At 42.7% G+C, this 25,908-nt stretch carries 27 protein-coding genes; 17 read left to right on the forward strand and 10 right to left on the reverse strand.

Going from position 1 to position 25,908, the window contains the following annotated elements; all coding sequences use genetic code 11:
* Positions 1-73: 73 nt before the first annotated feature.
* Positions 74-982 (forward strand): ROK family protein, encoded by a 909-nt coding sequence (locus AFM12_RS06640; protein WP_055145634.1) that lies wholly within the window; start codon positions 74-76, stop codon positions 980-982.
* Positions 983-985: 3 nt separating this feature from the next.
* On the opposite strand, the gene AFM12_RS06645 is transcribed toward AFM12_RS06640, so the two are convergent.
* Entirely contained in the window at positions 986-1,453 is a 468-nt protein-coding gene (locus AFM12_RS06645) for a DUF4136 domain-containing protein (RefSeq protein ID WP_055145637.1), read from the reverse strand.
* A gap of 240 nt (positions 1,454-1,693) precedes the next feature.
* Here AFM12_RS06645 and AFM12_RS06650 point away from each other — a divergent pair, with 240 nt between their 5' ends.
* Entirely contained in the window at positions 1,694-2,422 is a 729-nt protein-coding gene (locus tag AFM12_RS06650) for an outer membrane beta-barrel protein (RefSeq protein WP_055145640.1), read from the forward strand.
* 71 nt (positions 2,423-2,493) lie between these two features.
* Here AFM12_RS06650 and AFM12_RS06655 read toward each other — a convergent pair whose 3' ends face one another.
* Complete coding sequence (locus AFM12_RS06655) at positions 2,494-4,164, reverse strand: PQQ-dependent sugar dehydrogenase (protein WP_055145643.1); 1,671 nt, start codon at positions 4,162-4,164, stop codon at positions 2,494-2,496.
* 198 nt (positions 4,165-4,362) lie between these two features.
* Between AFM12_RS06655 and AFM12_RS06660 the strand changes: the two genes are divergently transcribed.
* The 10 genes from AFM12_RS06660 to AFM12_RS06705 all read left to right on the forward strand — a co-directional run bounded on the left by AFM12_RS06660 (position 4,363) and on the right by AFM12_RS06705 (position 15,343).
* Positions 4,363-5,244 (forward strand): DMT family transporter, encoded by an 882-nt coding sequence (locus AFM12_RS06660; RefSeq protein ID WP_055145646.1) that lies wholly within the window; start codon positions 4,363-4,365, stop codon positions 5,242-5,244.
* A 294-nt stretch (positions 5,245-5,538) separates the two neighbouring features.
* Complete coding sequence (locus tag AFM12_RS19685) at positions 5,539-6,663, forward strand: hypothetical protein (RefSeq protein ID WP_131458236.1); 1,125 nt, start codon at positions 5,539-5,541, stop codon at positions 6,661-6,663.
* A 298-nt stretch (positions 6,664-6,961) separates the two neighbouring features.
* Positions 6,962-7,585, forward strand: coding sequence for a transposase (locus tag AFM12_RS06670; protein WP_055145652.1), 624 nt, complete (start codon positions 6,962-6,964; stop codon positions 7,583-7,585).
* 189 nt (positions 7,586-7,774) lie between these two features.
* Complete coding sequence (locus AFM12_RS06675; protein ID WP_055145655.1) at positions 7,775-8,293, forward strand: gluconate 2-dehydrogenase subunit 3 family protein; 519 nt, start codon at positions 7,775-7,777, stop codon at positions 8,291-8,293.
* A gap of 45 nt (positions 8,294-8,338) precedes the next feature.
* Positions 8,339-10,045 carry a GMC oxidoreductase gene (locus AFM12_RS06680; RefSeq protein ID WP_055145658.1) on the forward strand — a complete coding sequence of 569 codons (1,707 nt, stop codon included), beginning with the start codon at positions 8,339-8,341 and terminating at the stop codon, positions 10,043-10,045.
* A 123-nt stretch (positions 10,046-10,168) separates the two neighbouring features.
* Complete coding sequence (locus AFM12_RS06685) at positions 10,169-11,056, forward strand: sugar phosphate isomerase/epimerase family protein (RefSeq protein ID WP_055145661.1); 888 nt, start codon at positions 10,169-10,171, stop codon at positions 11,054-11,056.
* A gap of 52 nt (positions 11,057-11,108) precedes the next feature.
* Positions 11,109-12,602, forward strand: a complete 1,494-nt coding sequence (locus AFM12_RS06690; protein WP_055145664.1) for a TolB family protein — start codon at positions 11,109-11,111, stop codon at positions 12,600-12,602.
* Positions 12,603-12,683: 81 nt separating this feature from the next.
* Entirely contained in the window at positions 12,684-13,646 is a 963-nt protein-coding gene (locus tag AFM12_RS06695) for a thymidylate synthase (protein ID WP_082391228.1), read from the forward strand.
* A complete protein-coding gene (locus tag AFM12_RS06700) occupies positions 13,639-14,472 on the forward strand; it encodes a hypothetical protein (RefSeq protein WP_055145666.1) in 834 nt (277 codons plus the stop codon). The genes AFM12_RS06695 and AFM12_RS06700 overlap by 8 nt, the downstream gene beginning before the upstream one ends.
* Positions 14,432-15,343 carry an alpha-glutamyl/putrescinyl thymine pyrophosphorylase clade 3 protein gene (locus AFM12_RS06705; protein ID WP_055145668.1) on the forward strand — a complete coding sequence of 304 codons (912 nt, stop codon included), beginning with the start codon at positions 14,432-14,434 and terminating at the stop codon, positions 15,341-15,343. The genes AFM12_RS06700 and AFM12_RS06705 overlap by 41 nt, the downstream gene beginning before the upstream one ends.
* Here the strand turns inward: AFM12_RS06705 and AFM12_RS06710 are convergent.
* Together AFM12_RS06710 and AFM12_RS06715 are read right to left on the reverse strand one after the other, a co-directional pair.
* Entirely contained in the window at positions 15,340-16,443 is a 1,104-nt protein-coding gene (locus AFM12_RS06710; RefSeq protein WP_055145671.1) for an ImmA/IrrE family metallo-endopeptidase, read from the reverse strand. The genes AFM12_RS06705 and AFM12_RS06710 overlap by 4 nt on opposite strands.
* Entirely contained in the window at positions 16,436-16,813 is a 378-nt protein-coding gene (locus AFM12_RS06715) for a hypothetical protein (RefSeq protein WP_055145674.1), read from the reverse strand. Before AFM12_RS06715 ends, AFM12_RS06710 begins: the two co-directional genes overlap by 8 nt.
* 10 nt (positions 16,814-16,823) lie before the next feature.
* Between AFM12_RS06715 and AFM12_RS06720 the strand changes: the two genes are divergently transcribed.
* A complete protein-coding gene (locus tag AFM12_RS06720; protein ID WP_055145677.1) occupies positions 16,824-17,399 on the forward strand; it encodes a hypothetical protein in 576 nt (191 codons plus the stop codon).
* A gap of 20 nt (positions 17,400-17,419) precedes the next feature.
* Here the strand turns inward: AFM12_RS06720 and AFM12_RS06725 are convergent, their stop codons facing one another.
* Positions 17,420-17,848: a YybH family protein gene (locus AFM12_RS06725; RefSeq protein ID WP_157687316.1), complete on the reverse strand. Its 429-nt coding sequence runs from the start codon at positions 17,846-17,848 to the stop codon at positions 17,420-17,422.
* A 176-nt stretch (positions 17,849-18,024) separates the two neighbouring features.
* On the opposite strand from AFM12_RS06725, the gene AFM12_RS06730 reads away from it, so the two are divergent.
* The 3 genes from AFM12_RS06730 to AFM12_RS06740 are packed head-to-tail and all read left to right on the forward strand — an operon-like array spanning position 18,025 to position 20,302.
* Positions 18,025-18,861, forward strand: a complete 837-nt coding sequence (locus tag AFM12_RS06730; protein ID WP_055145683.1) for a 2OG-Fe(II) oxygenase — start codon at positions 18,025-18,027, stop codon at positions 18,859-18,861.
* Between the two features lie 17 nt (positions 18,862-18,878).
* Complete coding sequence (locus AFM12_RS06735; RefSeq protein ID WP_055145686.1) at positions 18,879-19,958, forward strand: glycosyltransferase WbsX family protein; 1,080 nt, start codon at positions 18,879-18,881, stop codon at positions 19,956-19,958.
* Positions 19,959-19,963: 5 nt separating this feature from the next.
* Complete coding sequence (locus tag AFM12_RS06740) at positions 19,964-20,302, forward strand: zinc ribbon domain-containing protein YjdM (RefSeq protein ID WP_055145689.1); 339 nt, start codon at positions 19,964-19,966, stop codon at positions 20,300-20,302.
* Between the two features lie 132 nt (positions 20,303-20,434).
* Here the strand turns inward: AFM12_RS06740 and AFM12_RS06745 are convergent, their stop codons facing one another.
* The 4 genes from AFM12_RS06745 to fcl all read right to left on the reverse strand — a co-directional run bounded on the left by AFM12_RS06745 (position 20,435) and on the right by fcl (position 24,253).
* On the reverse strand, positions 20,435-21,586 hold the full coding sequence (locus AFM12_RS06745) for an acyltransferase family protein (protein ID WP_055145692.1): 1,152 nt from the start codon (positions 21,584-21,586) through the stop codon (positions 20,435-20,437).
* 113 nt (positions 21,587-21,699) lie between these two features.
* Positions 21,700-22,557: a LytR/AlgR family response regulator transcription factor gene (locus AFM12_RS06750; RefSeq protein WP_055145695.1), complete on the reverse strand. Its 858-nt coding sequence runs from the start codon at positions 22,555-22,557 to the stop codon at positions 21,700-21,702.
* 61 nt (positions 22,558-22,618) lie between these two features.
* Complete coding sequence (locus tag AFM12_RS06755) at positions 22,619-23,305, reverse strand: TVP38/TMEM64 family protein (RefSeq protein ID WP_055145698.1); 687 nt, start codon at positions 23,303-23,305, stop codon at positions 22,619-22,621.
* Positions 23,306-23,314: 9 nt separating this feature from the next.
* Positions 23,315-24,253 (reverse strand): GDP-L-fucose synthase, encoded by a 939-nt coding sequence (gene fcl, locus AFM12_RS06760; protein ID WP_055147773.1) that lies wholly within the window; start codon positions 24,251-24,253, stop codon positions 23,315-23,317.
* Positions 24,254-24,363: 110 nt separating this feature from the next.
* Here fcl and AFM12_RS06765 point away from each other — a divergent pair, with 110 nt between their 5' ends.
* The gene (locus tag AFM12_RS06765; RefSeq protein WP_055145701.1) at positions 24,364-25,350 is read left to right on the forward strand and encodes a toxin-antitoxin system YwqK family antitoxin; all 987 of its coding nucleotides are present in this window, start codon (positions 24,364-24,366) and stop codon (positions 25,348-25,350) included.
* An 81-nt stretch (positions 25,351-25,431) separates the two neighbouring features.
* Here AFM12_RS06765 and AFM12_RS06770 read toward each other — a convergent pair whose 3' ends face one another.
* Positions 25,432-25,815: a hypothetical protein gene (locus tag AFM12_RS06770; protein WP_131458240.1), complete on the reverse strand. Its 384-nt coding sequence runs from the start codon at positions 25,813-25,815 to the stop codon at positions 25,432-25,434.
* Between the last annotated feature and the right edge of the window lie 93 nt (positions 25,816-25,908).

A 25,908-nucleotide genomic window follows, 5' to 3' on the forward strand; every position in this document is an offset into this window, starting at 1 on the left:
TTGGCCTTTGACTTAGGCAAACAGACATTTTGACTTATATTTGTCGCCTTATAATCCTTTTTAATCTTAGCAAATGGCAACAGAATACCTGGGCATAGACATTGGTGGTACTAACGTGAAAATGGGCATTGTAGATGCTGAAACCGGTAACATTACTAACTTCTACAGTCACGATACCGGAAGCTGGCGAAAGTCAGGTCATTTCGTAAAACGCCTTGGAGATGCTATTGCTTTGCAATTGAAAGAGAATCCTCATGTCAAAAAAGGGGGTATTGGTGTACCGGGTCTCATTACCCGCGACCGCAAAAGCCTAATTGAAATTACAGCTATTCCTGAAATCAACGGGGTATCAGTAATTCCTGAACTTGAAGAGCGTTTTGAAGGACGTCAGTTTTATCTGGAAAACGACGCCAATGCTGCTGCTCTTGGAGAATATTATTTCGGTGAAGATGGCGTGCCTGAAGATTACATTTTTGTGACACTGGGTACCGGAGTTGGTGGAGCCGCTATCATTGACAAACAAGTCTTCAAAGGCGGTGGTGGAAATGCCATGGAGCCTGGTCACATGCCTTCAAAACATGGCCGTGTTCTTGAACGAAATATCGGCAAAGTAGAATTACTCGATCTTGCAAATGGTATGAGAGCCGAATGGAAAGGTGACACTACTCTGGTAGACGACGGAAGTATTTCAACAACAGGTCTTGTTGCAGCTGCTGCAGAAGGTGACAAACTTGCTTTAGCCATTTTTGATGAAGTCGGGGCCATCCTTGGTGATGGACTGGTTTCTATGATCCGTATTCTGGACATCACTACTATCCTTATTGGCGGTGGACTTTCAGCCTCTTTCGAGTATATCATGCCTGCGGTAAATCGTCAGCTGGAGTACTGGCTTACCCCATACTACATGAAAAGCCTTCAGATCAAAAGAGCAACTTTAGGAAATGACGCCGGCCTGCTGGGAGCAGCCAGCCTTTGTTTCTAAGACTTACTGATTTAAGATAGACTCAACCATTCTTGGCTGTACAGCCGAGAATGCAAGTCGATTGGATTGTGATGCTGCAAATCCTCTCCAAACGGTCTGGTAATTTTGTGTATCCACCAGTTGAATTAAAAGAGTTTGGCCTTTGGTCTTAATTTTACCTGTTTCCAAAGTTCCTTTATAAGAATTCCCACTTAAAAGCTCAACACCTTTTGGAAGCTCCTTCACAAAAACCAGAATATCCGGGTTAACATTATCGTAGAAATAGTTTTTGCCCTGTAGGTCGCGGTAAACCGCTCGTTGCAGAGAAGACCAATGGTTAGAATTCGATACATTTTCTTCGGCAAAAGCAAAGCTTTTCAACTCATCCGCTTTTTGTATTTTCTGATTTCCGATGGTCTGGTAGTTTGATTTCATGCATCCGCTAAGACTTATAATCACGGCCAAAAGAATGCCTAATATTCTGATTTTCATTTCAATAGGTTTTGTACTACAAAGTACGGAAGTAAAGTGATGAAAGTTCAGAATAATGTTACTATTTTAATAAATAATATAACAGATTCTATTTTATTCTGTTTTTAACCCATGCCATTATCTTTTCTTTTTTGGCGATGCTTATTCGAAAAATTTAATTCTTTAGCCTCTCACGCAACTATTGCCGTGTTTCTCACATCTGAGACCCAAAAGCTATAAAAAATTACAAAAACACGGATTATGAAAAAGCTATTTAAACTACTATCGATAGGGGCTTTAACCCTTTCAGCATTTGGATCAAACGCTCAGGAAAGAGACTGGGAATGGGAAAACGACAGAGATGATCACTGGCAGAGAAATCAAAGAGAACACAGGTATGAGAAACCTCAAAGTATGTTCAGCAAAAAAGACTTTGGGCTAATTTTGGCTCTCAATAGTTTTGATGCTGCCATTGACATGCCGGAGTTGAACACCTGGCAATCAAGATATGTGGCTCTGCAATGGAGAAGAAATCACCGCCTTATTACCGGAAGACAAGTGGATGTGGCTCTGGGAACAGGCCTTGAAATCGCCTGGAACAACTTCATGATGAAATACGACGAACAGTATTTTGAAGCCGGTGACATAAGCGATTTTGAGTTAGTATCAGAGCCATTAGAGAAATCAAAATTGGTGAACAATATGGTAAACCTACCTGTCATGCTCCAATTTGGCTTTAAAGAAAGTAATTTCCGCTTTGGTGTAGGTGGCTATGCCGGCGTTAGAATTAACAGTTATCAGAAATTTCAGGATGCGGCTGGCAAATTCAAAGAAAAAGGAGAGTATAACCTCAGAAGGTTCAATTACGGTGTCATGGCCGAGGCTGGTCGTGGTGATATGCGACTATTCGCCAAATACGACATGCTTCCCCTTTTCAATGATAATAACCCGATCAATGCCAACGTGTTGACGGTGGGGCTACGCCTATAATTTTTGAACCACATAGGCACATGAGGACACAAAGGGTTCTATGTGCTTTATGTACCTATGTGGTTTCCTTCTTAAGGAATAAGCCTGTACATCATTCCATCAGGTTTTGTCATGATATAGACATGCCCGTCTTTGTCCTGTCCCAGACGTAGATCAACTTTGCTGGTTTTTGTCAAGTCAGATAAATTCACCTGCTTACCCTCTAAACTGACAAACCACTCTTTTATCTCAGCCTGACGGCCAGACTCAATATCAGCAACATCAATATAGAAAAGTCTTCCTTTGACAATTTCACCGAAAATGTACTTGCCTTTCAGTTCCAGGATATCATCTCCTCGGTACTCGAAACCACCCATAATGGCATTTCCTTCATCATGATCATATTGGGCGACGGGGTAATTATAATCTCCATCATTCCCGGGTAAAGGGTAAACAAAATTAATGTCTCCTTTCCGTTCAATTTGGAAAGTACCCTCACGATCAGGCCAGCCACAGTCTACACCCGGCTCAGGTATCAGATATAACGACTCCACCTGACGCTGACCAATATTGCTTACCAACATCCTTCCATCTTTTAACCAGTGAATTCTATTAGCATTTCTGAAACCCATCGCATAGGTTTCCTGAATGGCTGTTGGATCTCCTACAAAAGGGTTTGAAGCCGGAATTCCATATTGCCCGTTTTTACTGTTTCGTCCTTGCGGGTCAATGCGGTAAACTTTACCCCAAGCCATTTCTTTTCCTCTTGGGATAAAATCATAACCCTGCTCCACGGCTCCACCATCTCCTAACCCAATAAATAAAAGGCCGTAATCGTCATCCCCTTTTTCAGCGTACGGATTAAAAGCTATTTCCTGCATTCCGTGAATCTGAGTGACCATGTCGATACGAAACAATTCTCTGGATTTCCCTTCGAAAACCTCTGATTCAGGATTGTCCGTTTTCCATTCTTCCACTATCCATTGAAGCTTTACCGGAATGCTATCTGCGTAGGCAAAATCAGCAGGTTTGGTGCCGGCTGGTTCAGAATGTGTGGTGTAAAAAAGGCCCTTCTTTTCAAACTCAGGGTGAAAAGCAAAGCTACCAAACCCTGTAGCCAGGCCGGGCGAATTAATAAAAGATTTAAACTCTTTCGCCATGTCCATATAAACCGAGGGCTCATCTTTAGCATTGAGTTTGTATAGTTTGCCTTGAAGGTCTACCACCATTCTTTCTCCAGTAATGGGGTGGACATCCATTTTGGTAATTCGGGTTCGTGGAATTCGATCATTTGTAAACGGAAATTGTAAAACGGGCTCCATTTTTACAACCAAACCGGAACTCCCAATTTTTTGAGGAATAGGATCTTCAATTGCCTTTCCCATAGTTGAAGAAACCTTGGGTGGCTCGGGCTGATCTTCAATAAAAGCGATAAGGGCTTTGATTTCCTTCTCTTTCAAATAATCAAAAGAGGGCATTACAGTTCTAAACTTTCTATACAAAGGCAAAGCACGAGTATTACCCGCATCTATCATCGCCTGAGCGTTCCTGATCATTCCCGGGATGTACGCCTTGTCAGAAATAGCACCAATTCCTCCAAGATGCGGGCCAATGCCATCCTGCGTAAAATTGTGGCAGCTACCACAATTCTGCTCAAAGAGCTTCTGCCCTTTTTGGCTGAGTTTACTGCTCACAACAGGCTGCTGAGCAAGACCCACCAATGGAATAAAAAGAATAAATAAAAGACTTAATTTTCTGTACATCAATAAGGTTGAGTTTAACGTCTCAAATATGCGTGATTTGTCGTAAAGGCCTGTCATGGTTTGAAAATTTCAGAATCCAAAAGGGTGATAACATAGCGTTTATGGTCAAACATTTTGTCGAAATCGTCCAAATGATCTTTTAGCCTAAAATCACAACGAAATTTCTTTCACATTTGGACACTGAATCTCAAACAAAGTATGACAGCTTCTCAAAAAGGTGTATTTCTGGTGGCTCTGGGGGCGGTTTGTTTCTCAGCCAAAGCCATTTTTATCAAAATGGCCTATGCTGATTATGATATTGATGATATCTCTTTGCTTAGCCTTCGTTTTGGTTACGCTTTGCCCATTTTCATAGGAATTGCCTGGTGGCGTTACCGAAAAGGTACGCTGAGCCAGATAAAAACCAGAGACCTGGGTATTATAGCTTTGCTCGCAATGCTGGGATACTACCTGGCCAGCTGGTTAGATTTCAAAGGGCTGCTATATATTACTGCAGGACTTGAGCGTATTATTTTGTTTATCTACCCTACTCTGGTTGTCATTTTCTCGAGGATTTTCCTGAAGAAAAGTATTTCAAAAAGAAGTTTGATCGCTTTGGGTATTACATATTTCGGTATTCTCATTATTGCCGCGGAGCCCCGAATTTTTGAGGCTCCGGATTTTGTCAAAGGTGGAACACTCATTCTCATCTCAGCTATTACCTACTCACTCTATCTGGTTTTCGGAGGGGAGATGATCAATAAAATCGGTTCGGTGAATTTTAACAGCATTAGCATGATTTTATCCTCTTTATACGTGCTTGTTCATTATTCTCTTTTCTCAAATGCGGATCTGTTTATTTTGCCCATAGGGGTGCATTTCTATGGAATAGCACTGGCACTCATCAGTACTGTAATTCCTACTTTCATGGTGATGGAGGGCATTAAGCTTCTTGGAGCAAACCGGGCTTCTATAGTCGCAAGTATTGGGCCTGTTTCTACAATCATTCTGGGGTATATCTTTTTAGGAGAAGTGCTTTCGGTGCAGGAACTGATCGGTTCGGTGTTTGTACTGGCCGGGGTTTTGATGATTGGGAAATGAGTTCGACAGGCTCACTCACCCGTTACTTGGATCGACTCACAGAGTCCTACGGACAGACTTAGTCATGAAAACTTCCCCTGCATTAGGGATAGAGCGGCATGTTTGATCCCGATAGCTATCGGGAGAGTAGCGAAAGCCAGACCCTGCCATAGGCGGAGGAATGCCCTGATATTGAGTTTGCATCTCATACTACTCAATATATATTTCTACTCTTTCACAGTTTATTAACATTTCGCAAACAACCTGAGAGCCCTTGCGTGCATCTAAGAACTAAAGGACTTAAAGATTACAACTATGAAAAAGATATTAGCAGTTTTGGTGATGATGGTGGTAGGTGTAACCACTGCCACCGCTCAAAGATATTACGACGACAGGCACTTCTATGATGAGGAGTTTGACTGGCACTGGGATGTACGTGTAAGTATATCTGAAGGTGAGCAGAACGGTTTGCTTACCAACTGGGAGGCTAACCGCCTTTACAGAAAACTGGAGCGTATAGAAGAGAAGGAATATGACTATATGGCTGATGGTAACTACGACCGCTGGGAGCAGAATGACATCTGGGATGATGTGGTATGGCTAAACAGAAGGGTAGGTATTGAGCTTGCAGACTGGGATCGCAGATTCTATGGTTTTGGAAACGTGTATGTTGGCTTTAACTCGTACCCCTTCTGGTATAACAGATGGTATGTGAACGGTTGGGATTTCTACAGATACGACAGACTGGGCTGGGGAAGCTGGAGATATGGATATGTGCCAAGATACTATGTGCCTACCGTAAATGTGTTTGTACACACTAACAGGTTAAGGAATTACTACCATAACCATCAGGTGACGTATCATCATACAAATGAGCCGATAAGAGATCGAAACACTCGTGGAAACACAGTAGTACGTAGAGATAGAACTGACCCTGCAAACAGAGTTACCAATAACTCGGCCCGTAGAAGCAGTACCTATAACTCGCCTAACACCCGCAGGTCTTATGAATCTGCAAGAAATGGCTCGGCCAGCACAAGCTCACGCAGTGCACGGGAGTATAACAGACCTTCTACGAGAAGCTCAGCTCCGAATACCACCCGCTCGTACGGGAATAGCAACAATAGAACCAGCAGCCCTTCAATGAGGTCATCTGGTAACAGCAGCAGATCTTCTTCTACTATGAGGACGGCTCCGAGCAGAAGCAGCTCGCCGAAATCATCGAGTATGAGAAGCAGTAGTCCGAGCAAAAGTAGCTCTGCGAGATCATCAAGCATGAGAAGCAGCAGTCCAAGCAGAAGCAGATCTTCGGCCGTAAGCCCGAGCAGAAGCAGCAGTCGCTCTTCAGCGAGTATGAGATCTTCTTCAGGGAGTAGCAGAAGCAGCTCTGCCAGCAGAAGCTCAGGTGGCAGCAGGTCATCAAGAAGTAGCAGAAACTAGGGTTTAAGTAAAATATATAGGTTAGAAACCCCTCCTGATTTTCGGGAGGGGTTTTCTTTTTTGGTTTTGGTACTACGAAATCGGTTTTTCCTTACTCTACGAACAGACCCCGGAGGTCTCCAAAACCTCCGGGGTCTACTTAGCGAAGAATCGGTTACGTAAGGAATTGTTTTGATTTCTCCTTTTTTCGTTGAATCAAACCTCAGAGATCTTCAAGACCTCTGAGGTTTCGTCATCTAAGAAATAGAATTTCGTTCAAATTAAGTTTAATTTCAACCTACTATTAATCAACGCAATAATGGAATCCAAACAACCACTATTATCAGGTGTATTTTATCATATCTATAACCGCGGAAACGGCGGATGCGACATCTTTTTTGAGGAAAAGAACTATACCTACTTTCTTCACCTTTGGGATAAACATGTAGAGCCCATCGCTGAGACTTTTGCGTACTGCCTGATGAAAAATCATTTTCATGTGTTGATCAGAATTCGGGAGGAGGCCGTTATCCATAAACTGATGGAAGCCAAAAACTCAAAACAAACCTTGACCTATTTCTGCTCTCAGCAATTCTCTAATTGCTTTAACGCCTATGCTAAAGGAGTCAATAAGGCATACCACCTAACAGGAAGTTTGTTTGAGAGCCGGTTTGAAAGAAAGACAATCAAAAACAAGCGATACCTGCTTAACCTTATCACCTACATCCATCAAAATCCTCAAAAGCATGGCTTTACGGAAGATTTCAGGTTTTACCCTCATTCCTCTTATCAAAGTCATTTATCTGAGAAGCAATCCAAACTTATGCGGGCCACTATTCATCAATTGTTCGGTTCAAAAGAAGATTTTCTAAAGCAACAGGAAGCCAAACCATTTAAAAACAGCGAGTTTGAGGACTTGGTGATAGAGAAGATCGTGGAGTGATGGATTTCCGTTTTCCGAATAATCAAACCTTCGAGGTCTTGAAGACCTCGAAGGTTTCGCTGACGAGAAAAGAATGAATCCCCTCCCTTTTCGTCTCCCCTGACTTCCCTTTCATCGAATAGAATAACCGTAACTGGTAATTGTCACGATTTTGGATTTACTTTTAAAGATAATCCTGATGATAAAAGCATGAAAAGACGAGCTTTACTCAAAAATCTGGCTCTGGGTACAGGGGCAGCCATGACACTTCCCGGCTGGGCATATGGCTGGCAGGCTGGTCAGGTGAGGCCTTCAGGTAGATTTACTCCTGCTGAGGGAAGTCTTATTCGGTCAGTCGCTGATACGTTCATCCCCGAGGGACTAAACGAACCCGGAGCCGTATCGCTGGGTGTTGATCAATTCATGGATCGCCTGTTTGCCGACTGTTATGAATTAGAAGACCTCGCTCGCGTCAAGACCGGTCTGAAAGACTTGGATACCTATGCACGGAAGGTTTACGCTCAAACTTTCTCAGAATGTAATCAGGGACAAAGAGAAAGTATTCTGATGGCCTTTTCAAGTCCATCTGATGAAGAGAAAGCCTGGCTTTACGATACGCTGCGACGTGAAACTATCAGGGGCTATACGACATCAGAGTACGTCATGGTAAACCATTATGATTACGTCATGGCCCCTGGATTTTTCGACGGGTGTGTTGATGTAATATAGTTTTCGGCCATGAGTTTTGAGTTTATTAAACTTGCCAACATTTAAATGTCAAATCTTAATCTTAACATAAAGAAAAAGAACACCTACGATGCCATCGTGATCGGCTCCGGAGCCAGTGGTGGCTGGGCCGCTAAAGAGCTGTGCGACAGAGGCCTGAAAACGCTTGTGCTCGAACGCGGCCGGGGAGTAAAACATATCACCGATTACCCCACGGCCTCCAAAGCCCCATGGGATTTTGAATACCGGGGTGATCTTACCCGTGAACAAAAAGAAGACTTTAAAAACGCCCGTTTCATGCGTGCCGAAACTTTTCATTGGGCTATTCCAGATGATGAACAGCCTGTGGTTTATGAAAAGCCTTTCAGATGGGTACGTGGGTATCATGAAGGTGGAAAATCATTGCTCTGGGCACGACAAACCCAACGCTGGTCTGACTACGACTTTGAAGGGCCTGCCCGTGACGACTTTGCGGTCGACTGGCCCATTCGTTATAAAGATGTAGAGCCCTGGTATGATCATGTTGAGAAGTTTGCAGGCATTGCAGGCTTCAATGATAACCTTGACGCCTTGCCTAACAGCATTGTTCAGCCCGGCTGGGATCTCAATTGCCTGGAGCAGCATTTCAAAGAAACCATTGAAAAAGAATATGATGACCGTTTTCTCATCTTTGGACGCTGTGCTCATCTCACCGACCCCCAGAAAATTCATCAAGAACAGGGCCGTACCCGTTGCTTGAGCCAGCGACAGTGTAATCGCGGCTGTATTTACGGAGGCTTTTTCAGCAGCAATGCCAGTACCTTGCCCTGGGCAGCGAAAACCGGAAACCTGACTCTCCGCCCTCATTCGGTGGTTCATTCTGTCATCTATGACGACCGCAAAGAGAAAGCCACCGGTGTACGGATCATCGACGCCAACAGCAAGGAAATGGTGGAATTTTACGCCAAAGTCATTTTTGTCAATGGCTCGGCCATCAACTCAACTGCCATCTTGCTGAACTCCACCTCAAAGCGTTTCCCGAATGGACTCGGCAATGACAGCGGAGTTTTGGGCAAATACATTGCCTGGCACAATTACCGTGGCCGTGTCTCAGCCAAACACCCCGGTTTTCTGGATAAAAAAACGGCCGGAGCCCACCCCAGTCATTCATATATTCCGCGGTTTAGAAACCTGTACAAGCATGATCAGAACTTCCTGCGAGGCTACGCCACCGGCATTGGCGGCGGCCGTGGAAGTTACAGTTCCAGAGATGGAATAGGTGATCAGCTGCGTGAAAATCTACTGAGTCGTCAGCTTGGTGGCTGGGGTCTTTCTGCCTGGATGATGGGCGAAACCATCCCGGTGGAGGAAAACCATATCCGGCTTCATGATACATTGAAAGACAAATACGGTATTCCGCAGATCGTGTTCTCCTGCGATTGGCAGGAAAACGATGACCGCATGGTGGAAGATTTCATGACCGAAATTCCGAAAATGATGGAAATGGCCGGCTGCACCGATATAAAAGCCAGCGATTCGCATCATCCACCGGGGTCTGATATTCATGAAATGGGCGGCGTACGGATGGGCAAAGACCCGAAAACCTCCATGTTGGATGCCAACCACGCCCTGCACGCCTGTAAAAACGTGTACGTGACCGATGGAGCCTGTATGACCTCCACCGGTACTCAAAACCCAACACTCACCTACATGATGTTTGCCGCCCGTGCAGCCAACCATGCAGTAGATGAGTTGAACAGGAAGAATTTAAGATAAAATGAGGGTCTCGTGCGGAAGGCCGCCCCCTCCGCTCGGACTGACATACGTATTGTCAGTCCGAGCGGAGTCGAGGACCTCTAACAAGCACCAAATTAAAAGAACATTATTAACCAAACCCATATGGAAAAAATAACCCTATCTCTCCTGGCTTTAACAGCCTTTTTGACGTTCTCCTGCAGTTCGTCCTCTGAAGAAAACGCCGAAGAAAAAGACCCGCTTTTTACAGCACCTCTGGGTGTGCAGGCTTATACTTTCCGGCATCAGTTTGCTGACAGCACCTGGACTACCGAGGCTATTCTGGACACCATTGCCGCTCTGGGCTTTACAGAATATGAAACCGGAGCTCCCCGTGGTATCTCACCTGAAGATTACAAACAAATGTGTGCCGATCGGGGCCTGCAGATTGTCTCAACAGGTGGTAGTTTTGAGCAGTTTGAAAACGACCCGCAGGCCGTGGCCGATAACGCCAAAGCTTTGGGAGCCAATTTTGTGATGTGTGCCTGGGTGCCTCATAAAGATGGCTTTGATTTTGAAGAAGCAAAGAAAGCCGTGGAAGTTTTCAATGCCGCCGGCAAAGTTCTCGCCGAAAACGGTCTGACTTTCTGCTACCACCCTCATGGTTACGAGTTTGGTCCTAACCCCGAAGGCGAGGGCAACTTGCTGGATTATATCATCCAGAATACCGATCCTGAATATGTTTCTTTTGAGCTGGATGTGCTCTGGGCTCTTCATGGCGGCGGTGGCACTGCTCCGGAAGACCTGCTGAAAAAATACGGCAAGCGTTTCAAGCTGATGCACGTGAAAGACCTCAAAAAAGGCATTGTGGGTGACGGCACGGGAGGTACTCCAGCCGAAAACGATGTGCCGGTAGGCGAAGGTCAGGGCAACTGGCCTGAAATCCTGAAGCTTTCCAAAGAAATTGGCATCGCTCATTACTTCATTGAAGACGAAAGTGACCATGAGTTTGAGAACATTCCAAAGAGTTTGGAATACCTCAAAAGCCTTTAAAAAGGACAGGTCAGGCTTCTGAGAAGTCTGACCTTAATTCAACCCTACCTAAATGAAAACTTTACTAACGGCCCTTCTGATCACCACTTCAGTAATTGCACAGGCACAATTGGGCATTTTTAACGAAACCGCAGATATCGGTAGCCCTAAATTTCAAGGATCAGCTCAGTATGATGCACGTTTTGGAGAATACCAGCTCACCGGTGGTGGTACCAATGTTTGGAGCAGTCATGACGAGTTTCGGTTTGTCTATAAAAAAATTAAAGGCGATTTCATCTTTAACGCCGAAACTCGCTTATTGGGCCGAGGAACCGATGGTCACCGAAAAGGTGGCCTGATGGTAAGAGCCGAACTTTCAGACGATGCCCAAATGGCCACCGCAGTTACTCATGGCGACCTGCTTTCCGGTTTCCAGTACAGGCCAGCCAAAGGCTCAGAAGTAGTTTCGAAGATGTCAGAGATTACACAGGCCGATATTCTTCAACTGGAGCGGCATGGCAATACCTTTACGGTAAAGATTGCCCAAAAAGGTGATACCCTTTCCACTGTTTCTACTGCCGAGATAGCAATGCCAGGTGAGCTGTATATCGGGCTTTTTGTCTGTGCTCATCATGCCGAACAGCTGGAAGACGCCAGCTTTCACAATGTGCGAATCTACCGCCCTGCACCCGATGATTTCAGGCCTTACCGTGACTATATCGGTAGCCATATCGAAATGTTGGATGTCTTTACAGAGCAACGCGATATACTGTATTCTGAAAAAGGCTCTTTACAGGCCCCCAACTGGATTCCTGACAACTCCGGCTTCATCTATAATGCTGATGGACTGATCTACAAACTAAAGTTTGGACAAACAAAACCTGAGGTTATTAATACCGATTTTGCCACCAGAAACAATAACGACCATGTGATCTCCTGGGGTGGTGAGATGCTTGGTATCAGCAGTAGTAGTGGCGAGCAGGAGTACGGTTCTTTAATTTATACCTTACCCTTTGCCGGAGGAGTGCCTAAACGCATTACGCCCACCGGCCCTTCTTATTTTCACGGATGGAGCCCCGATAACCGGTGGCTCACCTACACCGCACGCCGAAACGGACAATGGGACGTCTATAAATGCAAAGCCGATGGCAGCGAGCCGGAGATCAACCTGACCAATAATGAAAAATACGACGATGGCTCAGAGTACAGTCCTGATGGCCAATACATCTACTTTAACTCGGTACGTACCGGCCACATGCAGTTATGGCGGATGAAACCCGACGGCAGCGAGCAAACTCAGCTGACTTTTGAAGAAAACATGAACAGCTGGTTTCCGCATATTTCGCCGGATGGCCGCTGGATAGCCTTCATCAGCTATGGCGATGACATAGAGCCCGGTGATCACCCGTTTTATAAGCATGTGACCTTACGACTGATGCCGACGGACCTCTCAGCTCCGCCAAGGGTCATCGCCTACCTTTATGGCGGCCAGGGCACCATCAACACCCCCAGCTGGAGCCCCGATAGCCGAAAGATCTTATTTGTGAGCAATACGATTATTGAATAAAGAAAACATACAACCCAACTACAAATCCAACGCCCCTGAAGTACGGAGCTTTTTGGTTAGATTTGATAAAATATTCACGCTATGATTTCCATACAAGAGGAAACCTTGGACGACTTACTCCAAGAAACTTATAATGCATTATTAAACCATAAAGTTAATTATGAGGCTCATAAAGGAGTTGTCTCTTATGAAATATTGGGGGCTTCCTTATGTCTTAAAAACCCGCGATCTCGTTTAAGCTCTTCCTACAATAAGAAAATGATATTCAGTGGCCTAGGCGAACTATTTTGGTATTTTACAGGAGATAATAAACTAGACTTTATTTCACATTATATTAAACGTTATGAGAAATATTCTGACACCAATGAATTAGGGGAAAAATATATTCATGGAGGTTACGGCCCTAGAATTTTTGGGAATGAGCATCTTAGTTTAATAATCTCAAAACTGAAAAAGAAGCCAACTACGAGAAAAGCAGTAATCCAGCTATTTGAAAATGATGACTTACTAGAAGAATACGAGGATATACCATGTACTTTAACTCTTCACTTTATTATTCGTAACAATAAGTTGTTCTTATTTGTTAATATGAGGTCAAACGATGCTTTTAGGGGATTACCACATGATATTTTCTGCTTCACTATGCTTCAGGAAATGGTGAGTTCTATTCTAGGAGTGGAATTAGGAGAATATTATCATTATGTATCAAGTCTTCATATCTATAAGAAAGATTTAGCCAAGGTTATAAGTTATCAAAATGAAGGTTATTTTATAAAGGAACAAATGAAGGAATTACCTCCTAATTTTGAACTTTCAACTCTCGATAAGCTGATTAATGCGGAAGATAAAATTCGAGATGGAGGTCACGAAACCGTTTTGAAATATCAGTCAGAATTTGATGAATACTGGTTTGACATTCTATTACTGTTATCAATTTTTAATTGTTGGAAAAAAGGCGAGATTCAAGAGGCTAAGATGTTAAATATGAACATGAGAAGTAAAGCGTTTAGAACTTACGTTGATGAAAAATTGAAAGATGTCTGAAAGGATAGAAAATATAACGAAGGAACTTGTCAGGGTACAAAGAAGCTTAACTATTGACTCTGTTATCAAATGGGCAAGCCCAGTGCCCGTTTTTGGAAACATTGGAAAGGCTAAAATTGCAACCTTAGGTTTAAACCCTAGTAACCTCGAATTTGTAGATAAGGACGGCAAGGAGTTAAGAAATCATAGTAGAAGATTTCAAACTCTCGAATCTCTTGGGTTAAAAGATTGGAGAGATTTGAATTTAAAACATGTAGATTTAATTGTTAATGATTGCTTGAACTATTTTCAAAAAAATCCCTACGATGCCTGGTTCAAGAAGCTTGATTATGTGATTTCTGGAACTCAAAAGTCATATTATTTCCCATCTCAAGAAGTCTGTCACCTTGATATTGTACCATATGCAACCTCCACGAAATGGGGTAATATGAATCAGGCAGATAAGGGAGTTTTAATTAAAAAGACTTCGGACTTTTTATCTCAAATACTCATCTCCTCAGACATTGGCTTCCTAGTACTTAATGGACAAGGTGTTATAAATATTTTTGAAGAAGTTTTTGACATTACCTTGAACAAAAAATTAGATGACAGTATTTCTCTTCCTAGAACTAATAATCGAAGAGTGGCCGGGTACATTTATGAAGGCATACTAAACTTAGAAATCCAAGATAAATCCAAAAAAATTAATGTTTTTGGGTTTAATCATAACATTCAAAGTAGCTATGGAATTAGCTCAAAAATCTCTAAAGAGATAAGAAACAGATTTACTGAAAACTATTATAAGCATGACAAAAAAGGACGAACCGAAAGCACGACAAATATCTGATTCTTTAGCCCATTTTAGCCAAAATATTGAGGAATTGCCCGGAATCGAAAATGACCTTATGCGTTATACTTTAGCCTGTCAAATTGTAGATAGTGTAAAACGCGTTGAATACATTAAAGTTATAAGCTCTAGAAATTCTTCGCCCGCTGATGTTAATTCATCAGCTTTTGATCCTTTAAAACTAGCTGTAACCTTTAAAAATAATGACCAAATTGATGAAGCTATTTGGCTGATTTTTCTTGCAATACATTTTGGGAAACATAAAAAGAAAAACTGGGCCTTAGCCAGGACCTTATATGGTGGAATAAATGGAAGTAAAGTTTGGACGTGGGAAAATGTATCAAGAAACCTACCCGAATTTTTGGAATGGTACAATAGTAATCTGGCTTATTTGCAAATGGCCGGGTCATTCAGTAATCATAGAAGTAGGGAAAGTTTGAAAAGAACGGATACTTATTCAAGATACATAAGGTGGGTTTTAGAACAAGAGAATCACCTTCAGAAGTTTGATTATCTTACTACCAATTCGTCAATAAGACCTGAGAAAAAGTTTGAAATTATTTATAATTCAATGGATATTATTCCTCGATTTGGGAGACTTGCAAGATTTGATTATTTGTGTATGATAGGTAAAATGGGAATCTATGATGTCACTCCCGGGAAAATTTATATTGCGGAATCTACTGGCCCCAAGAAGGGAGCCCGTGTCCTTATGAAGGATGAAAAAAAAGTTATCAAAAATAAAGAGTATGAAGCCATCTTAGAAAAGCTAGACAACTTCTTGGGTTATGATTTTGGAATGCAAATTTTAGAAGATGCACTCTGTAATTGGCAAAAATCACCAACAGTTTATAAGCAATTTATTGGTTAGCAATCAAAAGGTATTTCTTCATTTGAGTATCTTCTCTTATACCCATTGAGATAACTAAAATCTATAATGTTATGATGTTGCATTTGACCAATCAGAATTCCAGGACTCACTCCTAATTTCAATGCCATTCTAACAATAGTACGTTTGTCACGCTTCATTTTAGATAGCTCAGGAAGTATGCTGTAGGGAATTAGTAAATCTCCTGAAAACTTATTTGCCTCTTGTTCCTCAAGATTTAAGTTCTCTTGCCAATTTGAATCCTCATCTACGAATGTTCGTTGTTGACTATTGTGATATATAAGATGGCCAATTTCATGAAAAAAAGTAAACCAAAAATGATCGTCGCTTTTGTGCCTAAAGCTCATTAATATCAGAGCCTTTCCCGAAGGTAAAAATTTTGTGGCACCACTAGCTCGGCAACCGCTTGTTGGACGAATAACCACCAAAATAATTCCACATTCGGCACAAATTTCTTTTAATTTTGGTATGTATTCATTCGGTTTCTTGACATTACATAAAGCTCTCATAGATTCGAGCTTGTCACAAAGTAATTCAAGGTTCCATTCATTGCATTCGATCTTTTCAGCACATCTTTCTCCTTGTCTAATCCAGACGTTTGTCGATCCTATATGAGCTTCATATTTAGTTGAGGTTCTAAACCTAACTCCACCTTGAGCAAAATTCGCGGAGGAGTCTAAAGATTGTGGGACTTGTTTTAGATTAAAAAAATCTAAACACTGATCAGTCAATTCGCTTTTTACTCCTGATAGCCACCCAAACTTTATCATATCTTTGATTGGCAAAGAATCCAGCCAAGCCTTCTCTTGGTTCTTAAGAAATACCTGCTTGAACTCTTTATATTGCCTTTGTCGACTCAACCAGAACTTTTGGGGTATTCCCAATTCATTTTCCAATTTGGTGGCAACCGAATCAGTTATATCTTTTTGCCCTTTAAGAATTTCTTGAATTTCGTTTAGATCAACTTTTATTTTTTCAGCCAAACTATCAGGAGACATTCTTTTCTCCTCCAATACGTCATATAGTGATTGTCCTGGATGAGAAAGCCAATTTGGATTTAATTTCACTAAAGAACTATACATGACCGATTTGTATGATTTTAATTCTACTGGCACCCGTTACCGCGTTCAAACTTTTACTTTCACCCGCTTTCAGGATAGGTACCATTACTAATTTTAAATCGGGGCCGAAATCTAAAATTAAGTTGACTTCCCCGTCTTCTGTTTCTATTATTCTTGGGTTTCCGATCATTACTTCTGACCAGCATTCTGCGGCAAATAAATCTGCAATTCTTGAACCAAGAGTTACTGCATTTTCATTTCCAAAAATCTCTCCTGCCCTCAAGTTGTCAGTACAGATATCTCTATGTTCTCTAAGTGAGAAAGAAACAATCAAATTTATTAAAATGAGTTTGTCAAAAACTTTGTGCAATTTCAAATATTCACCAAACATTTCAACTAAGATGATTCTCTTTTTTGAAGGTATGGATAATTGCCTTAAAGATACAACTATCAACTCTCTTCGAGGAATTTTAATTCAGCCAACCCAAGTCATAAAATGTAGTGCTCCTCCCAAAAGTGCTAAAAATCTAGAAGATTTTCAAAAGACATTTTTTGCTGACCTTTTCGACTTGGTCTATTCTCAATTAACAAAAGGAAGAAACCTATTCCTAAATAGAGCACACCTTGGTGAAGTTGTTTATTCGCCAATTTACAGAGGATATTCCGGCAGTTGGATTTATGAACTTGAGCATCAATTTCTAGAAAAAATGTCAGAAAAAGAGCGAAATGAAGTCTTTCTTATACTTCTTTTCGACTCAGATGTTGCTTCTCTCATTACACGAGAAGACGGAAAAAGTTTTAGTCAGAGAAAATCTGATTTACTAGAAAATGAAATACAGCTATTCAAAGAAGCCTTTGCAAAAAGCAAACTCGAGAAAAAAATAGCTTTTGACCTAAAGGATTACCGAAACCAAAACTCTAAAGACAAAATCGAAATAGAGGAGATTTTAGAAAAAATTTTACGGTTTATTTCTTAACGTTGGCATTAGGACAACCCTCACGAACTATGATCGCTCACAATCAGCCACTGGTCACCAAACTTTTTGATGATCACGGAGAAATAGCCACGGCGGGTTTCTTTGCCTTCGTATTCCAGATTAAAGCGGCCCACCACGTAATAGACTTTTGAGGTGATTCTATCCATCGTGATTTCATCAAAAAACAGATGGCCCATATTGTCGTCGTTATAGTACTTTTTATAGTTGGCCAGAATGTTCTCCACCCCATAAGTGACTCCACTTCGGCCAATGGTTTTGCTCTCCGGGCTATCGCGGTAGGCTTTGACGTAATATTCGAGGTCATGGGCATTCCAGCAGCGTTCCTGCTCTTTGAAATTGGCCATGATGCCTTCTTCGGCTTTTGATTGGGCGGTAACCGTAAGATTGCAAAGCAAGAGAATCAAAAGATAGATAGAGTATTTCTTCATTTTAGTTTGTTTTAGATGGATAGACATCAGGCTGCTTTCCAGTGTTGCTTCCGGCGGCTCATAAACGCTATGATCTTCATCAGAAAGGCCTCTTTGGGGCGATATTGACCCACAAAAGATAAACAAATAATACTTACCTTTGGGCAAATTTTGTAACGAAAAACGTCTCCTTTTCAATGAAGCTATACTTTGACAATGCCAGGCTTGATGAGCTGGCCACCAAATATGCTGACGAGTATAAGAAAAATGATCCTTTTCCGCATGTAGTCATTGATAACTTTATGGATCCCGAGGCACTTGAGAAAATCCTGGAGGAGTTTCCAAAGCCCGGCCAGAAAATCTGGCACGATTACAAAAACGATTTTGAAAAAAAGCAGGAGCTTAACGGCGAAGGGCGTGTTGGAGAGTTTACCCAGCATATTCTGTATCAGTTTAACTCGGCTCCTTTCCTGATGTTTCTGGAGAAGTTGACAGGAATAGAGCACCTGATTCCTGACCCCTATTTCTATGGAGGTGGCCTTCACCAGCTAAACGGCAAAGGTAAACTGGGCGTACATGCTGACTACAGCAAACACGTGAAATGGCCGCTTGACCGTAGAGTAAACGCTATTCTATACCTCAATAAAGACTGGAAAGAAGAGTACAACGGCCACCTGGAACTGTGGGATACCGAAATGACGGAGTGCAAGAAGCGTGTAAGTCCTTTATTCAACAGACTACTGGTGTTTAACGTTACCGATTTCAATATGCACGGGGTGCCCGATGAGGTGCTTTGCCCTGAAGGCATGAGCCGTAAATCGCTGGCGTTTTTCTATTTCACCAATGGCCGCCCGGCTGAGGAAATAGACCCGAATAAGAAACTTCATGTAAAATTCACCACCCGCCCCGGCGATGCTCCGGCCGAGCAGGACAAGAAAAATGTGATCGGTTATGAAGCCAACCCTCTGAAGCGATTCATCAAACAGGTGACACCACCTATTCTTTTTGACGCCTTCAGAAGTATTAAAAAGTAAATAAGAGTACACCTCCTATGCAGGAAAAAAAGCTACGCGGACTAGCTGTTATTTTACCACAGTTTCACCCGATACCTGAAAACGACAAATGGTGGGGCAAGGGTTTTACCGAATGGACGAACGTCACCAAAGCTCAGCCGAGGTTTTCAGGTCATTATCAACCTCATTTACCGGCTGATCTCGGTTTTTACGATCTCCGTCTGGAGCAGTCTCGTGAAGAGCAGGCTAAACTGGCTGAAGAGCACAGCATCTACGGTTTCTGTATTCATCATTACTGGTTTAACGGCAAACAGCTTCTGGAGACGCCTGTCAACGAAATGCTGCGACTGGGCAAGCCGGATTTTCCGTTTATGCTTTGCTGGGCCAATGAAAACTGGACCCGCCGCTGGGATGGGCTTGATCAGGAGGTGCTCATGAAGCAGGATTATTCTGCCGAAGACCACCGTGCTCATGCAAAATACCTTTGCGAAACGGCTTTCAAAGACAAAAGATACATCACCATTGACGGTAGACCGTTCTTTTTGTTTTTCAATACCCACATCATTCCTGACCTCAAAGAAAGCATTGAAATCTGGAGAGACGAGGTCAAAAAACATGGTTTCCCGGATATCTACCTTGCCGGTGTAAAGACCTATCAGGATGCTATCAAAGACCCCGAAGGGGTAGGTTTTGATGCCGTGGTAGAATGGCAGCCAGACTGGGGAAATCTGAATATTAACCCGAATTTCTGGCAAAGAGTGAAGCAAAAGCTTGGCTTCAAGATTTCGTATTTCAAAGACGATTACGCCTCGGTAGTAGAGCGAATGCTAGCCAAAAAAGACCCAGACACTAAACATTTCCACTGCATAATGCCTGCCTGGGATAACTGTGCCCGCAAAAAGCAAAGGGCCTTTGTAATCGATGGCTCTACACCCGCATTGTACAAAAACTGGCTGCAGCGGCTATGCGATAAGTTTACACCAGCATCAAAAGAAGAGAACTTTGTCTTTATTAACGCCATGAACGAGTGGGCTGAAGGTAATCATCTGGAGCCTGATCAGAAATGGGGAAAACAATACCTACAGGCCACCAAGGAGGTCTTTGACCAATACAAATAAAAGTTATGAGCGAATTTCCACCTTGCCCTAAATGCAGCAGCGAATTTACCTATCCTATGGACAGCCTTTTGGTATGCCCGGAGTGTTTCCATGAATGGAATCCCGACATGCCAACCGACGAAGAACTGGCCGCTCAAATCAAAGACTCCAATGGCAATGTACTTCAGGATGGTGATGACGTGGTGGTAATCAAAGACCTGCCGGTCAAAGGGGCTCCAAAACCGGTCAAAGCAGGCACAAAAGTCAAGAACATCCGCCTCACCGACGGCGACCATAACATCGACTGCAAGATTGATGGCTTCGGCCAAATGGCTCTGAAATCGGAGTTTGTTAGGAAGGCTTAATTGGTTGAAGGTTCTTGGTTAAAAGTTAAAGGTTTTAGCAGAACCGAATACAGAGGGCCCTTAGTCCTGATCTCCGAGGTTTTCTGTATTTGCTCCGTTTTCCCTGAGTAGCGTACCAGTAATAAAAATTCTTCATCCGGGCTCTGAGCTTGTCCCCGGGACTCTGTGAGTCGAAGGGCGTACACCAAAGAAGAGGCGAGTAAGCTTAAAACGTTTAATAATAAACTCATAAAGGGCCCAGCAGATAAAGAAGCAGGCCAAACTGATAAAGCTGAATTTGAAAAACAAGTTCCAGTCAGCATCCATCACCCCCCAGGCCAGTAGAATAATCACGGTTTGATGAAGAATATAAAATGGGTAAACCGCCCTGTTCCAGTAGGCCACAGCCTTGCTTTTGATATTAAGGTATCGGGCAGACAATGAAAAGAAAAGCAGCAGCCAGGACAAAAGGCTGATTTGATTCACCACCGCCTCTGCTATATGTCGCGGCCAGCCATCTTCAAAAGTCCGAAGAAAAAGAAACGTTGCGTAAGCAATAATACCTGTAAAAAGAAAGCCTTTGAGTCCTTTTTGCAAAGCCTTTAAAAACGACGGGTAAACAGAGATGAACAGAAAACCGTAAAAGAATAAAACAGCATTATACAGAAGGTAGAACCAATCGTGAATAAGATCATGTGTGACCGGAAAGAAAGGATCGACAAAAACCTCCAGCAGAATCAATGGGATTGTTAAAGCATAGATTTTCAAAGGACCGCTTACCAGTTGATGAATCATTTTTATAAAACTGCCTTCCGGATACCGTTTCAGGAGGAGAAAAAGGGGAAGTAACACAAGTGAGAAAACGAGAATATAGGGCAAAAACCAGAGGTGATGCCAGCTGAAATTGCCTTCGGGATAGGCCCCGTTTACAAAAAGCTGTGAAGGCCAGAATTGAAAATAGGACCCCGCAAACGCTCCATCCACCACTCGCTCGGCGTAAATCTGTGGCGGTACGACTACTAACATTCCAAAAATTAATGGTGTTAGTAACATCTTGATTCGCTCCCAAATGAAATTCCCCGGCTCTCTTTTTTTCAATGAAAACGCCACACCCATGCCCGAGATAATGAACAACAAAGGCATTCGCCAGCGGTTCATAAAAAGCATAGGAGCCTGTAACCAATCGTAAATGACAGGGTTTTTGATATGCCAGCCCCAGGGCACAAAGAACATTCCGGTATGGTAAAAAATCAAAAGGGCAAAGGCGAGTATTCTCAGCCAGTCGATGTCATAGCGTCTTTCCATACCACAAAGGTGAACTGGCAGAACCAGTTAACCGAGTCCGCTGTTACAGGCCGCAGGCTTTTGTCGTCAAACGCAAGGCAATGTGACAGTCCGCAAGGAGATTGTGACCAGCGTCAAACTTTCATTTTCTGATCAAAAACTTCCAGGTAGCTTCGTGAAACCGGAACGGTGTCTGACGATTGTCGTAGTTTTAGCTTATACCCCTGAGCATTGCCAACTACTTTTTCTATCATCGAAAGGTTTACAAGGTAGGAACGATGCACACGAAGTAAGTTGGGATATTCACTCAATAATTCTTCCAAACCGTTTAGCGTCATTCGCTTAAGTAAGGTGGCCTCATCTTTGAGGTGAAAGTTGAGATAGTTACCCTCTGCATTGACAAATAAAAGTCGGGTAAGATCTAACTCAAAACATTCAGAAGCCAGAGGGGTTTTAATGCTCAAAACATCGGAATCAAACGTTTTGAGTTCTTCTCTCTTGCCAACAGTGATGGCCTCTGCCCGCTCCTGATTCTTAAGCAATTGAATGTTCAGATTGATTGAAATTATGGGTGTCACTATCAACATTCCACCCAACAGCGTATTCAGAACCTCTTCCTGTAAATAATGCCATGACCAATTCTCCGGATTGTCATAAATGAGATCACGAATCAAAAAGTCGAGCAGCCCCACCTGCAGCAAAATCACAAAAAAGAGAACCAGCTCCTTCCTTAAGGTCCAGTTGTCCGTAATTCCGGGAAACGCCTTCAGAAAAAGTGCTGTATAAAGCATCACGATGACGGGAATCAGAGAGTGAATCAGCTCGGTGCCGAAGGCCCCAAATTTCAACTCGGGGTGATACACATCAAAGGGCTGAATTATGGAGTTATAAAACTGAGCCATCAGGTAGATCACAGCAATAATCTGCCACAGCTTTTTGCCTTCAAAATAGAAGCTGTACGGTTGCTGTAGAAATTTTTTAAGCAGGCTCATAGAAGATCAAAGATACGCGGATGAAAAGATTCTGTCTTGCACTTTGAGAGGAAAACGAACCCTAATCCGTCACTCGTTTTACGGCCTTATTGATTACATAAATCAACCCGAAAGCGGAGATGATAATTAGGGCGATGACCAGAATTTGTTGTGTATTATTCCGGTTAGGGTCTTCCAGTAATTTCCTGATTTCTTTGGCCTGCGTACCGGCCCATACCGACATCACCGTTCGGGGAATCATACCTAAAAAACCACCCAGCAAAATATTGCGAAGCTTTGCTCCCGAAAGCGTAAACACAAAATTCGTAAAAGTAAAAGGCAATACCGGCGAAAGCTTGGCCAGAGAGATGATTTTGACCTCTTCTTTCCTAATGCTTTTCATCAGTTTTTGAGCTTTGGGATTGTTCTCCAGAAAGCCAACAAATCGCTCATGATCCAGCATTTTTACGATTATATTGATCAAATAGATGGCCAGCAGGTTGATAATGAAAAGAACAGGGAGGGTTTTCCAGCCCCAGAAGTAACTCAACACCAGAGCCACGAAAGTAGGCGGTGTAAGAGCAAATGCCTGTGTAAATATGCCTGCAGCAGAAAAGCTGAGCCACTCAAAAGTGCTGTAAGCCAGAAAAGTCTCTTCGTTTTTAACAAAAAAAACACTTAGAAATGAAGTAGCCGCCAGTGGAACGATGATCAGCACCACCGAGGTCAGCATAGGGATGCTCAGGTATTTTTGAAAAGCCTTTTTCATGGCAAAGACCTACATTTTTCTGACGATATTATTTTTGAAATCCTCGTACACTTTTTCTATTCCCTCTTTCAGGTCTATCGTATGTTTCCAGCCTAAACCGTTCAGTTTAGAAACATCCATCAGCTTGCGTGGAGTGCCATCCGGTTTATCCGTATTCCAGTTGATTTTGCCTTCATAGCCTACCGTTTTCTGTATGGTTTCAGCCAGTTCTTTGATGGTAACGTCAACTCCGGTACCAATATTGACCAGCTGAGATTCGCTATAATTTTCCATCAGATAAACACAGGCTTCTGCCAGGTCGTCGGCATGTAAAAACTCACGCATTGGCTTGCCCGTTCCCCATAGTTCCACCTCTGGTTTACCTTCAAGTTTGGCTTCATGAAACTTCCGGATCATAGCTGGCAAAACATGAGAATTTTGAAGGTCGTAATTATCGTTTGGCCCGTAAAGGTTGGTCGGCATCACAGAAATGAAGTTACAACCGTATTGGTCGCGGTAAGCCTCACACATTTTAATTCCGGCAATTTTTGCAATGGCGTAAGGCTCATTCGTTGGCTCTAAGAGGCCTGTGAGCAAATAGTCTTCTTTCAGAGGTTGTGGAGCCAGTTTCGGGTAAATGCAGGACGAGCCCAAAAACATCAGTTTTTTGACTTTATTGAGATAGGCTCCGTGAATGACATTGTTCTGAATCTGTAGGTTTTCATACAGGAAATCTGCCCTGTAAGTGTTGTTGGCTACGATGCCCCCCACCTTGGCTGCTGCCAGAAAAATATAATCGGGCTTCTCAGTTTCCAGAAACTCAAAAACGGCGACCTGATCTCTCAAATCAAGCTCTTTTGAAGTTCTGGTGATGATATTCTCAAATCCGTCGGCTTCCAGTTTTCTTACAATGGCAGAACCCACCATTCCACGATGGCCGGCGACATAGATTTTAGCGTTTTTCTCCAATTTTTGAGTATTTATTGCGTTTTTAGCTTGAAGTTCTGCCCCTTCAGAAACACAAATTTTGCATCTTGGCAGACTTATTGAAGTCCAAAAGTACGACGCTTCGATCATATATGAAATTGAAACTCATTATCACATCTTTATTATTAACTACTACGATGCTTAGCAACGCTCAGGAAGCCGTGCCCACAGCCAAAACCAAAGCTGAACGTAAAGCTGAGCGTAAAGAAATGAGTCTTGAAGAACGTATTGAGGATATTCTGCCTGTCGATGTAACTCTACCCTCGGCCTCGATCAATACGCCTACCGACAAAATCAGCTCTGTAGAAGATGCCAAGAAGTACTTTAACGAAACGGTTAAGGATCAGGGGAAGAAGGTCAAAGAATTCAAAGAAAAGGCCCGAAAAACCAAAAAGGCAGTAGAAGAAGCACGGAAGGAGGTTTTCGACGGTAAACAATACAAAGACATCAAAGTAGAAAAGCAGATTTACAGAAGAGGCTCAGGCCGCCGTATGCAGTATATCGAGTTCTACACCTTGGCAGATTTTCAGCAGCCTAATCCTTACGTAAAATCACTTTTTTGGTACGATGAGCGTACAAAACGGATTGTTGAAGCCGTAATGCGGGACCGAAAAACCAACCACTTGATGCATGGGCCCTATAAAGAATACCGTGGTGAGACCTTGGTGAAAGAAGGGTTCTATTACCTGGGAGCTCAGGATGGTCGCTGGGTTACTTATGATCAGGATTTTATACTCTTAGACAAGGTGACTTATGAGAAAGGTTTTCTTGCGGATGCCGAAATCACCTATTATGATTCTGACAGCTCAAAGATCAAGGAAGTGACCCCAATACTTTACGGCGAAAAAACCGGGGATTATTATGCTTTTCATGAAGGAGGAACTCTGGCCACAGAAGGGCATTATGATCGTGGGGTAAAGGTGGGTCAATGGATAGAATACTATGAAACCGGTAATCGCCGGAAAAAGGTAACCCGCTATGGCAAAGATTGCTATGATGAAGCCGAACCGATCGTCCTATACGAATATTCCCCTGAAGGTAAAATGACCTTTGAGCACGAGAGTGTGAAGCGGTTGTAGACCGTTTTTTTTTGACCACATAGAAACATAGCCTTATAATGCCCTGTGCTCTCTCTTTAGATGTGGCTTTTAACTATCAAGCTACGGACATTTAACCATATTCTTTGCTTTACCGAACCTCTTTGGGGTCCTATTCCTTTTCGGGATACTCACAATTTGAGAGTAGCCTAGTTCCAATCCCAAATAGCGGCCATCTTCCAGTGTTAAACCACCCTCTAAGAATTTCATTCGTCCTATCGAATATCCGCATCCAACTTTTGCAACACTACCGTATTGGTTTTGTATTCGATCAGAATAGTTTATGAACCGCTCAATTCCCCGGACATCCAGAATCAAATGAGTTGAACCTTGATTTTCATTTTGAAATGCAGTTAAACAGTAGCCAACACCTAATGCTGAAAGTCCAGTCAGATTCATTTCGCCATTCAGGTAAGGAATAAAGCGTACATATCTACTTTCTAACATCTGAAGACCAAGTTTTAAAGAGACTGGATAATATTTTGCGAGGGTCTCTGCCGATAACCTGTAATTGGCTGAAATCAGGAATTTAGTGTCCTT

It is taken from the genome of Jiulongibacter sediminis (assembly GCF_001306455.1).
Lineage (GTDB): Bacteria > Bacteroidota > Bacteroidia > Cytophagales > Spirosomataceae > Jiulongibacter > Jiulongibacter sediminis.

Excerpts from the sequence above, each read along its gene's own strand:
- AFM12_RS06640 (WP_055145634.1), top strand. The coding sequence starts at position 74 with ATGGCAACAGAATACCTGGGCATAGACATTGGTGGTACTAACGTGAAA.
- AFM12_RS06645 (WP_055145637.1), bottom strand. The coding sequence starts at position 1,453 with ATGAAAATCAGAATATTAGGCATTCTTTTGGCCGTGATTATAAGTCTT.
- AFM12_RS06650 (WP_055145640.1), top strand. The coding sequence starts at position 1,694 with ATGAAAAAGCTATTTAAACTACTATCGATAGGGGCTTTAACCCTTTCA.
- AFM12_RS06655 (WP_055145643.1), bottom strand. The coding sequence starts at position 4,164 with ATGTACAGAAAATTAAGTCTTTTATTTATTCTTTTTATTCCATTGGTG.
- AFM12_RS06660 (WP_055145646.1), top strand. The coding sequence starts at position 4,363 with ATGACAGCTTCTCAAAAAGGTGTATTTCTGGTGGCTCTGGGGGCGGTT.
- AFM12_RS19685 (WP_131458236.1), top strand. The coding sequence starts at position 5,539 with ATGAAAAAGATATTAGCAGTTTTGGTGATGATGGTGGTAGGTGTAACC.
- AFM12_RS06670 (WP_055145652.1), top strand. The coding sequence starts at position 6,962 with ATGGAATCCAAACAACCACTATTATCAGGTGTATTTTATCATATCTAT.
- AFM12_RS06675 (WP_055145655.1), top strand. The coding sequence starts at position 7,775 with ATGAAAAGACGAGCTTTACTCAAAAATCTGGCTCTGGGTACAGGGGCA.
- AFM12_RS06680 (WP_055145658.1), top strand. The coding sequence starts at position 8,339 with ATGTCAAATCTTAATCTTAACATAAAGAAAAAGAACACCTACGATGCC.
- AFM12_RS06685 (WP_055145661.1), top strand. The coding sequence starts at position 10,169 with ATGGAAAAAATAACCCTATCTCTCCTGGCTTTAACAGCCTTTTTGACG.
- AFM12_RS06690 (WP_055145664.1), top strand. The coding sequence starts at position 11,109 with ATGAAAACTTTACTAACGGCCCTTCTGATCACCACTTCAGTAATTGCA.
- AFM12_RS06695 (WP_082391228.1), top strand. The coding sequence starts at position 12,684 with ATGATTTCCATACAAGAGGAAACCTTGGACGACTTACTCCAAGAAACT.
- AFM12_RS06700 (WP_055145666.1), top strand. The coding sequence starts at position 13,639 with ATGTCTGAAAGGATAGAAAATATAACGAAGGAACTTGTCAGGGTACAA.
- AFM12_RS06705 (WP_055145668.1), top strand. The coding sequence starts at position 14,432 with ATGACAAAAAAGGACGAACCGAAAGCACGACAAATATCTGATTCTTTA.
- AFM12_RS06710 (WP_055145671.1), bottom strand. The coding sequence starts at position 16,443 with ATGTATAGTTCTTTAGTGAAATTAAATCCAAATTGGCTTTCTCATCCA.
- AFM12_RS06715 (WP_055145674.1), bottom strand. The coding sequence starts at position 16,813 with ATGTTTGGTGAATATTTGAAATTGCACAAAGTTTTTGACAAACTCATT.
- AFM12_RS06720 (WP_055145677.1), top strand. The coding sequence starts at position 16,824 with ATGATTCTCTTTTTTGAAGGTATGGATAATTGCCTTAAAGATACAACT.
- AFM12_RS06725 (WP_157687316.1), bottom strand. The coding sequence starts at position 17,848 with ATGAAGAAATACTCTATCTATCTTTTGATTCTCTTGCTTTGCAATCTT.
- AFM12_RS06730 (WP_055145683.1), top strand. The coding sequence starts at position 18,025 with ATGAAGCTATACTTTGACAATGCCAGGCTTGATGAGCTGGCCACCAAA.
- AFM12_RS06735 (WP_055145686.1), top strand. The coding sequence starts at position 18,879 with ATGCAGGAAAAAAAGCTACGCGGACTAGCTGTTATTTTACCACAGTTT.
- AFM12_RS06740 (WP_055145689.1), top strand. The coding sequence starts at position 19,964 with ATGAGCGAATTTCCACCTTGCCCTAAATGCAGCAGCGAATTTACCTAT.
- AFM12_RS06745 (WP_055145692.1), bottom strand. The coding sequence starts at position 21,586 with ATGGAAAGACGCTATGACATCGACTGGCTGAGAATACTCGCCTTTGCC.
- AFM12_RS06750 (WP_055145695.1), bottom strand. The coding sequence starts at position 22,557 with ATGAGCCTGCTTAAAAAATTTCTACAGCAACCGTACAGCTTCTATTTT.
- AFM12_RS06755 (WP_055145698.1), bottom strand. The coding sequence starts at position 23,305 with ATGAAAAAGGCTTTTCAAAAATACCTGAGCATCCCTATGCTGACCTCG.
- AFM12_RS06765 (WP_055145701.1), top strand. The coding sequence starts at position 24,364 with ATGAAATTGAAACTCATTATCACATCTTTATTATTAACTACTACGATG.
- AFM12_RS06770 (WP_131458240.1), bottom strand. The coding sequence starts at position 25,815 with ATGTTAGAAAGTAGATATGTACGCTTTATTCCTTACCTGAATGGCGAA.